Annotated in this window: 5 protein-coding genes; all 5 read left to right on the top strand. The window is 51.8% G+C overall.

Features of this window, described 5'->3' with window-relative positions:
- Positions 1 to 51 precede the first annotated feature (51 nt).
- The 5 genes from I2E77_RS01690 to I2E77_RS01670 all read left to right on the top strand — a co-directional run bounded on the left by I2E77_RS01690 (position 52) and on the right by I2E77_RS01670 (position 11479).
- Entirely contained in the window at positions 52 to 1050 is a 999-nt protein-coding gene (locus I2E77_RS01690; RefSeq protein ID WP_087230618.1) for a sugar ABC transporter substrate-binding protein, read from the top strand.
- 15 nt (positions 1051 to 1065) lie between these two features.
- Positions 1066 to 2568 (top strand): sensor histidine kinase, encoded by a 1503-nt coding sequence (locus I2E77_RS01685; RefSeq protein ID WP_195450499.1) that lies wholly within the window; start codon positions 1066 to 1068, stop codon positions 2566 to 2568.
- A gap of 106 nt (positions 2569 to 2674) precedes the next feature.
- A complete protein-coding gene (locus tag I2E77_RS01680) occupies positions 2675 to 4282 on the top strand; it encodes a response regulator (RefSeq protein ID WP_087230623.1) in 1608 nt (535 codons plus the stop codon).
- Entirely contained in the window at positions 4282 to 5328 is a 1047-nt protein-coding gene (locus I2E77_RS01675; protein ID WP_087230626.1) for a sugar ABC transporter substrate-binding protein, read from the top strand. Before I2E77_RS01680 ends, I2E77_RS01675 begins: the two co-directional genes overlap by 1 nt.
- Before the next feature lie 271 nt (positions 5329 to 5599).
- The gene (locus I2E77_RS01670; RefSeq protein WP_195450498.1) at positions 5600 to 11479 is read left to right on the top strand and encodes a carbohydrate-binding protein; all 5880 of its coding nucleotides are present in this window, start codon (positions 5600 to 5602) and stop codon (positions 11477 to 11479) included.
- Positions 11480 to 11492: the final 13 nt, after the last annotated feature.

Here is an 11492-nt window from a genome sequence, read left to right as displayed (position 1 = left end):
TTTGATTGAGAATCATAGAAACATTTAATTGTTAGAAATTGGAGAAAAAACATGAAATATTTTTTTGCAACTTTGAGTGCCGTCTTTGTTTTGTTGCTGGTGATGGTGGGATATACATACGTATCCGCAGCGCTTCCAGAGGAAAATGTTGCAGTTTTGGACGAACCTAAGGCACATATCCAGCTGATTACACAGAATTCCAACGAACACTTCTGGTCTACCTTCAAGCGAGGGGCCCAGGATGCCGGCGTGGAGCAGAATGTCTATGTAGAATTTGCCGATGTGTCTGCGAAAGATCCAGGATTGATTGCCGAGGCGGCAGAGCAGGCGGTTTATTCGGCGGTGGATGGCCTAGCCCTACAAGCAGCGGATGAAGAACGCACAGCGGAGGTGCTGCAACAGGCAGAACGCGCGCAAATCCCGGTTTTAACGTTTGAGAGCGACCTTTTCCCAACAACGGATATCCCGACTGTTGGGTCGAATAGCTATGATGCGGGATATTCTTTGGGCAGGATGGCCGTGCAAGCCTGCGATGGGAAGGCAACGGCGGTGATTTTGGTAGAGAGCGCTTTGGAAGATACCCCCTCTTCCTCGCGGAATTTAAAAGTGCAGGGGATTATGAATGCCCTTTCCGATACCCCGGGGATTGAGGTTGCACAAGTTTATCCTGTCAATGTTGAACATTTCGAGGTGGAAAAATCGACCAACGAAATTTTGGACGAACGCCCCGATGTGGACCTGATCTTGTGTACTGGTGAAACCAGTACGCCAGGGGTGGCCCAGGTGCTTGTAGATGCGAACCGGGTAGGGGATATCTGTGTAATTGGATATGGGGCTATGCCGCAAACACTCGATTATATTGAACGCGGGGTTATTTACGGCTCTGTGTGCCCGGATGCCTATCAGATTGGCTATCAATCAGTCAAACAGCTCTGCCGGATGCTGGATGGGGAAACTGTGAGCAACTCGCTGAACACGAGCATGTACACGGTTACGGCAGATAATTTGGAAGAATTTCGGGAACAGACGGCACAACAAAATGTGGATTGAAGGAGGTGCATACCGATGAGGCTGCCCAGCAGTATTCGTTATCAAACAAAGCTGGTCGCATTTCTGCTGCTATCCATTGGCATCACGATGCTGGCAGGTTTATATTCCTACCTGTCGATTCAAAATTTAATGGATGATAGTGTCGAAACATTTCAAAAGAATTATCAGCTAGCAAATGCGTATCGGGAAGTTGAGTTGATGCAAAAGGAATTCGAGACATATTTTTCTACCAGCAGTTCTGATAGCCTAGTCGCCTTTTATAACCACTCCGCCGCAGTGGGAAGCAACATTGAAGAGCTGCGCAAGACGGTCACTTACACAGAACGCGGCATCCATGTCAAAAATATCTCCAATATGATGGATCACTATCTCCGGTGCGCGGACGACGCTGTTCGCGCAAAGCGCGGCCGTATGGTGGATAACTATACGCAAGGGTATGCCGACACCGTCAAGGAAAACCGGTATATCACACGATATATGGAAAAAATGATGAGTACCGACTTGATTGGAAGCGCAGAACGCTATGCGGAAATCAGCCGTAATGTCGGACAAATTACGATGTTTAACAATTTGCTAATCGCTGCCGTCGCCATATTTATGACCGTTGCGATTGGTTTCTTCAGTGCAGAGATGACCAGGCCCCTTTCCCAGCTTGCCTCTTACGCGCAGGAAATTTCTGGGGGGAATTTTGACGTCCAGGTCCCAGAAAACCATACCAGCCGGGAAGTAAGCGTTTTGTACCGCACCTTTCGTTTGATGGCAGCCAACATCAAGGAACATGTGGAAGAGCTCCGGCAAAAGCAGCGGATAGAAAGTGCCTTGAGCGAGCAGAAAGTCAATAACTTAAAAATGAAGACAGCCCTACGGGAATCCGAACTGCTGGCCCTTCAGTCCCAGGTTAATCCGCATTTTATTTTTAATACGATTAATATCGGCGCGCAATTGGCAATGTTACATGGGGATGATATCACCTGTACCTATTTTCAGAATGCAGCGGACATCTTTCGCTATAATCTGCGGGGCCTGGATACCAACGCAACCCTGCGCCAAGAGCTTGAAAATATCAATGCCTATATGAACCTGCTGCAAACCCGTTTTGGGGATACCGTGCAGTTTAGGCAACAAATTGAGGAAAAAACGGATCTGTTGGACTTTGTCTTACCACGCATGACCCTACAACCGCTGGTAGAAAATGCCTATATCCACGGGATCAGCGAGCGGGAGGACGGCGGTGTTATACGCTTGGCAGCCTGGGAGGAGGGCGATGAAATACGCGTAGCGGTGTGCGATAATGGAAAGGGCATGACGCCGGAGAAAATAGAGGAGTTGCTGCATGTGGACCCTGAAGAACAGGAACAAGCTTTGCGTATTCGAAAGAGCCATGTATCTGGGATCGGCGTGGACAATGTGTTGCATCGGTTGCGCCTTTTCTATGGAAGGACGGATGTCATGGAGATTACCTGTGAAGAGGGGGAAACCTGTTTCCTGCTAAAGCTTCCAAAACAAGTGATGCCCTAGGACCGTTCCGAAGAACGGTTTTTATAGTATAAATCCCAAGCGAAAGTAGGAAGGGATTAAGAAAGCGATAGGTGGGGAAATAGAATGATGAAGGGATGTGGCGACTATGTATCGGGTATTGTTGGTAGATGATGAACCGATCGCACTCGATTCATTGGAATACATGCTTCGGAAAAACCGAAAAGACATAGAAGTAGTGGGAAAGGCGCGCTCCGGGCGGGACGCTGTAGAAAAAGCGTATAATGCACGCCCTGATATTGTTCTGATGGACATCAATATGCCAGGGATTAATGGCTTGGAGGCAATCCGGCGGATTAAGGAGACAAATTCTTCCGCGCAGTTCATTATTACGACTGCTTTTGATTATTTTGATTACGCAGTGGAAGCTATGGAGTTGCAAGCGACAGAATACCTTTTAAAACCGATCCGGGAAGCCAAGTTGTTAGAGGTGATGGAAAAAGTTACCGCCCGGGTAGACGCCCGGCGGGAGCAATTGCGTAAAGAGTTGGAGATCAAAGAGAAATTTGAAATAATTGTCCCCATGATGGAAACCGGTTTTATCAACGCGCTATGTATGTTTGAAGATAGCGAAGAGGAACTACAGCGTTACCATTACCTTCTCGGCATCACAGGCAAGGGCGGCTATGTGATGATCATTGCTTTTGAAGATAAGGATAGCGGAGGCGGCAATAACCGCGTAGGGGCAGGCGTGCGGGGGCAAGCGCTCTATAGCCGCTATCGAGAGGTCCTGAAGGCGACGTGTTCCTGCATTGTTGGCCCGATTATGCTCAACCGGGTGGTAGTCTATATCTGTGAGGATGAACCCACAGATGCGCCGTTTGAACAGAAGGTTGCCGCCATAAAACTCGCAAACATGCTTTATCAACGGGTTGGGAACCTATATCCAGAGATATCCATTGGGATCGGCCGGTTCTATAGCCGCGTGGAAGAGGCGAAAAAGAGTTACCGGGAAGCTCTGCAGGCCCTTGAACTCGCCAGCGGCCATTCCAAAGAGATGAGCATTTTGCATATTGACGACGCGGTGCGCGACATGGAAGACCTCCCAGCGGATGAGGACGAGCGGTTGGAGCGCAGTGTCCTCCAAAAGACCTCGGATGGGGATTCGGCCGGGGCAGTCCTTGCATTCGAGCATCTCTATGCACATTTATGCAAAAGTTTAATGCCTGATTTTGATCGTGTAAAAAATCGCGCCATCGCCTTGGTGGTGGATTTTGGGAAACGTTGGGGAAATGTCATTGGGAACTCTTGCCCGGTATTATCCCAACTTTTAGATGCAAAAGATGCCGATACGCTCTATGATATTGAATGCCGGTTTATCCGGGATACAGCTGTCCGTATTGATTCAGGCAAGCAGAAAAAAATCGGCACCATTATTGACCGGGCAAACCAATATATTCAAGAGCATTTCCATGAGGAGATCGCGTTGGAGGATGTGGCGCGCGCCGTCAATTTGAGCCCCTACTATTTTAGCCGTTTTTACAAAGAGGAAACGGGGGTTAATTTTATTGATCGCTTGACTGCGGTGCGCGTAGAGAAGGCAAAGGAGTATTTGACGCGAACAGAATATACGGTGAAAGATGTGGCGCGTGCAGTTGGATATGCTGATCCTAACTACTTTTCAAAGTTATTCAAAAAGGTCACAAATATGACTGCGACCGAATATAAAGAATCGCGCGGAAGGAGGAACCAGTGATGCGTATAGGGAAATTTTTGCAAAGGGCTGCCGTGTTGGCATTGGCCACATCGTTGCTGTTGGCCGGATGCCAAAACGAGGCGCCTGTTCCTGCATCGAGTGAAGAAGAGGGGCTGCTCGTGGGTTTTTCTATGGCAACCCTCAAAGAGGACCGTTGGTTGCGGGACCGCGATATTTTCTCTGCTAAGGCAAAACAGGAGGGGATCAATGTGTTGATCTCCAATGCCAATAACGACGCGGAGCGGCAGTATGAGCAGGTGGTGGACATGGTGGAGCAGGGGGTAGACGTCCTGGTGATTGCGCCACATGACTGCGATAATTCTGCCCGGTGTGTGACATTGGCGAAGCGCGCGGGAATCCCGGTGATTTCCTATGACCGTTTGGTCAAAAATGCGAATGTGGATGTCTATATCTCCTTTGACAATTATAAAGTGGGGGAATTGCAGGGAAAAGCGATTTTGGAAGCAGTCCCAGAAGGTGGATATATCTTACTGAACGGTTCGGAGGACGACAGCAACAGCCAGATGTACTATCAGGGGTGCATGGATCAGCTCCAGCCTGCCATTGATGCTGGGAAAATCCAGGTTGAAGCCGAAACGTGGGTGCAGGATTGGCGGCGGGAAACCGCTTTTTCGTTTACCTCGGACGTACTTCGGGAAAAAGGGGACAAGATCGATGCAGTGGTCGCTGCAAACGATTCACTCGCTTGGGCGGCAATCGATGCACTTTCCGAAGCGCGGCTGATGGACCAGGTGAAAGTAGTTGGGCATGATGCGGACCTTGCCGCTTGCCAGCGGATCGTCAGCGGGACACAGTTGATGACGGTTTATAAGCCGATCCCGGATCTGGTGGATAAAACCATCGAAGCATGCAAAATTCTTGCACAGGGGAACAAGATCGAAAGTGAAAAGACGATTGACGACGGAACCTATCAGGTCCCCTACTGGATGATTGATGTCATTGCTGTAACCAAAGAGAACATGGACGATACAGTGATTAAAGATGGGTTCCATTTGAAAGAGGATGTTTACCGGCAAGAAACGTAAGAAATGAGAGAGACAGGCGCGGGTTTTTGTACCCAACGTCTGTCTTTTTTTGTTGCAATAAATTACAGAAGGGATATAAAATAGAATATTCACATAAAAGAGAATAAAAAAGAGCAAGATTTTTATTGATTTTTGGGGGATAAGAGGTTATGATTAAGACATAGAAGCTGTGAGAAGATGTACCCAATCTTTTCACAATCTAAGTAGGCCGAAAAATCGGAGATGAAGAGAAAGGAGCATGTATGAGAAAGAAGAAAGTGCTTAGCCTGTTTTGGCGATTGTCATGGTTTTCTCCGTGATGATCGTCCCAGGGACTTCTGCCCTTGGAGCGCAGCAGGCGACGACAACAGACATCGGTGACGTAACCGATCAGACGGAAGACGGAAACATTCTGATCTTCCAGGTTGGCGGGCAGGAAGTTCGCGTAGAACTCTGCACGCCGCGCACAGTCCGTGTGCAGCTTTCCCTGGATGGACCGGACGGTTACCGGCCGGAGGACCCGCAGTACTATATGGTACAGAAAAATGAGTGGGACCCGGTGGAAAAAACCGTGACCGAAGAGGATGGTGTGGTAAAGATCCGCACATCCGAAATGGAAATCCGCGTACAGAAGAGCCCGCTTCGTATCGGTATGTATGACTTGGAGGGCAATTTGCTCAGCAAGGATGCAGACGATCAGGGCCTCTATTGGAGCGACGACGGAACCCGCGGCGTCAAGAAAGTGGAAGGCACCCGGAATGCCGGCGGTATCTTCGGCTTCGGTTCCGGCGACCATGGACGCAGAAGCAACCTCAACCGCTATGACCAGGACTTCACGGAGTTCTCCATGAGTCACGGACGTGTCATCGCGCCGTTCTTTATGAGTACGGTGGGATATGGTATCTTCCTCAATACCATTGAGAAAGACACCACGTTCTTTAAGCATGGCGGCGGCTTCGAAACGCAGGGCTATCTGGATTATTACTTTATGTATGGCCCGGACTTCAAGACCATCCTGAATGAGTATGCAGAGATCACCGGCCGTATGGAGCTCTATGGCAAGTGGGCGCATGGCTTCATGCTCTCCAAATACGGCAATGACAACGCGACGCAGGCAGAATTCCTGGAGTGGATCCACCGTCTGCGCGACGATGGATATCCGGCAGACTGCTATGTGTTCGACTACGGTTGGCGCGGCGATGTAGCAGACAATGACATCCCGCAGCACGGCGCCGGCCAAAAATGGGGCAAGCAGATGTGGAGCAACGACACGACGAAGTTCCCGGACATCGATGCTATGTTCCAAGAGGCGGACGAGCTGGGCTTCCATGTCGGCCTGCACAACAATGCTGGCACGCCGGAGGCGTCCGGCGGTGACAAGCTGTATATGCCAGAGTACGAAGAGAAGTGGGTCCAGTCCTATATGGACAGCGTGATCACAACCGGCTATGGCGACTGGTTCTGGCCGGATGAGTTCGACGTATTGGGCTCCAACACCGCCCCGACCTTCTCCTCGAAGGGCGCATATGAGGCTTGGCAGGAATACACGGTCGAGTCCCGCCCGATGTTTATCACCCGTGGCAGCTATGCGGGCCAGCATTATGCAACCGCATGGTCGGGCGACATCAACAACACCAGCGCAGAGCTTGAAAACCAGATCGGATTCAGCATTGATGCCGGGTTGATCGGCTATTGGGCGTCTTCTCATGACCTGGGTGGCTTTATGAGCCGGCCGAGCGATGAGCTGTATACCCGTTGGGTTTCTGAATTTGGCGCTTGGAATGGTATCATGCGTACGCATGGACACGATGGCCGTGAGCCTTGGACCTATGACGAGACGGCCCAGGAAACATTGAAACAAAATTTGAAGATCCGTTATGCTCTGTATCCTTATGTCTATTCTCTGGCATGGCAGGGCTACAGCCAGGGCGTGCCGATCATGCGCGCAATGCTCCTGGAGGACGGCAGCCAATACAACCCGGACGCATGGGATCTCAACAAGCAGTATTACTACGGCGATTGGTTCCTCGTAGCGCCGGCATCCGCAACGACGGATACGGTTGTGAGCGTATGGCTCCCGCCGGAGACCACCTGGTACAACTACTACACCGGCGAGCGCTATGAGGGCGGCGAAATCGGCAAGACCATCCATGTAGCAGCAGCTCTGGATGAAATCCCGGTATTTGTCAAGGCTGGTGCAATCGTCCCGATGGGCCCGGATGTGAACTATGCGGATGAGAAACCGCTCGATCCGTTGACCTTGGATATTTATCCGAAGGGGACAACGACCTTTACTCTGTATGAAGACGACGGCGAGAGCCGCAGATACATCACAGAGGATGCTTACAGCACAACTACCTTTGAAAGCGTACAGGATGGCAAGGACATCTCCTTCAAGATCCATGCGCGTGAGGATCACAACCCCAGCGTTTACACGCCGGACGAGCGTTCCTACAATTTGAAGTTCAACCATATCGCAGAGATCAACGGCGTGACCATCAACGGCACCCCGATTGAAGCAGCTGAATCCCTGGAAGCTTACAATGCAGCGGAGCAGGCCTATTGGTTGGATGCAGAAAATAATATCGTCTATGTGCGCACGCCGGATACGGGCGAAGAGATCAACGTAGTCCTCGATTCCAACGGCATCGTAGAGCCGGAGCTGGGCGATGAAGACGAAGGCCTCCCGCCGCCGAGCGTCAGCGACGGCGATGTCTATGAGCTGGAAGAGGCTGAGATGCTGCCCACCGCAACGGGCGAAGTGAAGCCGGACAACGAGTGGAAGGGCTACACTGGCAGCGGATTTGCAAAGGGCTTCAAGGCAGAGGGCGACGCCATTGAGTTTAAGGTGGATGTGGAGAACTCGGGTACATACGACCTAGTGCTCCGTGTCAACAACGGCAAGAAGAATGACCCGCAGTATGACAGTTCGCCGCGAACCGGCGGCCTGTATATCCAAGGAGATAAGGCAGCGGATCTCAGCTTTGAGATCACAGATGTCTGGGGCAATACGATTGACGGCGTCAAGCAGGGCGTCTGGGTGGATTATACGTATCGCGTCGAATTAACGGCGGGCGAGAACACCATCCGGATTGTCTCGGAAGGCAGCAACCCGGGTAACTATAACCTGGATTCCATCACCTTCAACTATGTGGACACCTCTGTAAACGCCTTTAGCCAGATCGAGGCCGAAAGCGCTTCTTATCTGGAAGGTGACATCGTTGTAGCGGAAGACAGCAGCGCTTCGGATGGAAACGTCCTCTCGGCGACGGGCAACGGCGCTTGGGCACAGTTTGACGAAGTGCGCGGTTCCGGAAGGGACGGCATCTCGATCCGTGTGAAGAGCACAACCGGCGGCAGCATTGTTGTCTATGAGAACGGCGTGGGCGACAAGATCCTCGCGACGATTACACTTCCGTCCGATGGCGAATGGCACACGATCGATATTGAATCCAGAGACACAGACGCTGTGACGAGCAATATTTTCCTTTCCTTTGTCGGTGAGGAGGATATGAACTGTGATGTAGACTGGTTCAAGTTTACCACAACGCGTGAGACAATCTATGCTTACGATCAGATCGAGGCAGAGACGGCAACCGAGCGCCATAACATTGATACGTCGAGCAAGACGGTCAATGGCGAAAAGATCAATTTCTTGAATCACATTGAAAACGGCGACTGGGTGAAATTTACAGATATGAACTTTGGCAACGGCGGCGTTACTGGGTTTGAGACCCGCGTGGCGGCCGGACTGCAGGGCGGTACTGTAGAGGTACGTCTCGACTCTGAGAATGGTGCCAGAGTAGCCAAAGTAGAAATTGAAAGTACGGGCGATTGGAATACCTTGAAAGTGTTCTCCGCAGACTGCAAGGACATTAAGGGTATCCACGACGTCTATCTCAAGTTTGTCAACACAACCACAACGAATTCGATCTGCGATATGGACTGGTTCCACTTTATCCGCGACGTAGCGACGGTGAGTGCGCAGGTGGAAGGCGGTTCCGCAACAGCGACCGTGGATGCTCCCGATCCGGTAGAAGAGGGCGACCTTGTAACCGTGAATATCTCGGGCATCGAAGTCGGTAAGGAATTTGCTTCAATTTCCGCAACTACGGCGGAGGGCGATCCTGTCGAGCTGACAGAGGTAGAGGCTGGAAAAGTTTATACCTTTACGATGCCCGCCAGCAAGCATGTGGAAGTCGTTGTAACGCTCCAGGACGGCGAGAACAATGTGGAATCCGGCAGCGTGTTTGAGCTTGAAAACGCACGCGGCGATACCAGCAGTTCCAACGGCGACGGAAGCGGAAGCGTGCGTGTGGATACCGAATGGGCTGGCTATACCGGTACCGGTTATACGGCAGGCTGGAAAGCAGTTGGACATTATGTCGAATTCGATGTAAACGTACAGGAGTCGGGCATTTACGACCTGGTACTCCACGCAGGAAATGGTAAAAAGAATGGGGCCCAATATGACAATTCGCCGAGAACAGGCGCATTGTATGTGGATGATGTAAAAGTAGCAGACTTCGCACTGGAAGTACACGACAGTTGGGGCGATTGGTTTGAGTATGCGATCGAAGATGTGGAATTGACAGAAGGCGCTCATACCATTAAGATTCGTTCCGAAGGTTCGGATAACTCCGGTAACTTCAATTTGGACTCCGTACGGTTTGATCGTGTAGGCGACCTGGAAGAAGAGCCGTCTGAGCACATGCTGACGGTCACCTTCCCGAACACCGTTGAACTGAGCATCGATGGCGAGAGCCAGACGATTGCTAACCTGATCGGCGCATATAAAGACGTCGTGATGGCGGATACCGAGCTCAATCTGACCTTCACGCCGAGAGTGGACGGCAGAGAAATTGCAGGCGTCACCGTGAACGACGAAGCCATTGCGGAAGACAGCTTTGACGCTGCCGAGTATGTGTACAGCGCGGCCATGCCGAACGCGGACACCACGATCGAGCTTGGCTTCACGCTTGTTGACAAACAGAACCTGCGCGCTGCCATTGAGATTGCAGAAGGCCGGGCGGGCGAGGCCGATGCGGCTGTTCCGTCCGTGAAAGAGAAGTACGAAGCAGCCTTGCAGGCGGCGAAGGACGTCGAAGCAAAGAAGACCGCAACGCAGGACGAGATCAACACCGCATGGAGCGACTTGATCGACGCGCTGCATTACCTGAGCTTTGTTGCAGGCGACAAGAGCCAGCTGGAGATCCCGATGGAGATCGCAGAGTCCATCAACCGCGACCTGTTCACGCCGGACAGCCTGACAGCGCTGGACGAAGCGTATGCAGCGGCGGAAGACCTGCTGGACGATGAAGAAGTCCTGGAAGCGGACATCACCGCAGCGGTGGATGCGCTGTATGACGCGATTGATGGCCTGGTTTTCCGCGCAGACATCAGCGAGCTGGAAGCGCTGGTCCTCAAGGGCGACGGCATTGTCGAAAATGCAGACCAGTACATCCAGAACGACGCATGGACAAGCTTTGAGACCGTCCTGGCCGAAGCAAAGACCGTGCTGGAAGATGCAAACTCAACGCAGGATGCGGTGGACACCGCAGCAGAAGATTTGGCAGCGGCCATCTCCGCCCTGCGCATGATCCCGGATAAGGATGCTCTGGAAGCATTGATCGGGGAAGCCGAAGCGATCAACACCAATAAGTACACGGCGAAGAGCGTGGCAACGATGAAGGCCGCCCTGAGCACCGCGAAGGCAGTCCTGAACGACGCAGAAGCGACCGAGGAAGAGGTTGCAGACGCAGTCGAGACGCTGGAGAACAGCATCGACGGATTGGTTGAGAAGAGCACCTCCACGAGTTCGAAGGGCAGCACGTCTGCCAACGTCGGCAACGCATACGGCGCAGCGGGCGTTGTATCTGCAAGCCAGAGCGTGGCAGCAAATGCGTATGTGGTTTCCGACACGACGGTCAACTTCACGTTGAAGAGAGGCAGCGCATACTGCTTCAAGATGACGGTCGTGAACGGCAACGCCATGACGCCGGGCTTCACGGTCGGCAACGGCGATGTGCTGAAGACGCAGTTCGTGGCGAAGGTTGGCAACGACTACTATTACAGAGTCTATGCAACCGGCACGCCGGGCCAGAGCACGGGCGTTTACACCACCCTGCCGGGCCAGAACGCTACAAAGCACTGCACGGTAACTATTGGCTAATCTAAAAATAAAA

Origin of the sequence: Anaeromassilibacillus sp. 1001302B_160321_C8 (genome assembly GCF_015554745.1) — a bacterium.
Taxonomy (GTDB): Bacteria; Bacillota; Clostridia; order Oscillospirales; family Acutalibacteraceae; genus Anaeromassilibacillus; species Anaeromassilibacillus stercoravium.
Note: the sequence above shows the minus strand (reverse complement) of the source record. Positions and strands in the feature narration are given on the sequence as shown.

Bases quoted from the DNA above. Each gene is read 5' to 3' on its own strand.
- I2E77_RS01690 (WP_087230618.1), top strand. From the start codon at position 52: ATGAAATATTTTTTTGCAACTTTGAGTGCCGTCTTTGTTTTGTTGCTG.
- I2E77_RS01685 (WP_195450499.1), top strand. From the start codon at position 1,066: ATGAGGCTGCCCAGCAGTATTCGTTATCAAACAAAGCTGGTCGCATTT.
- I2E77_RS01680 (WP_087230623.1), top strand. From the start codon at position 2,675: ATGTATCGGGTATTGTTGGTAGATGATGAACCGATCGCACTCGATTCA.
- I2E77_RS01675 (WP_087230626.1), top strand. From the start codon at position 4,282: ATGCGTATAGGGAAATTTTTGCAAAGGGCTGCCGTGTTGGCATTGGCC.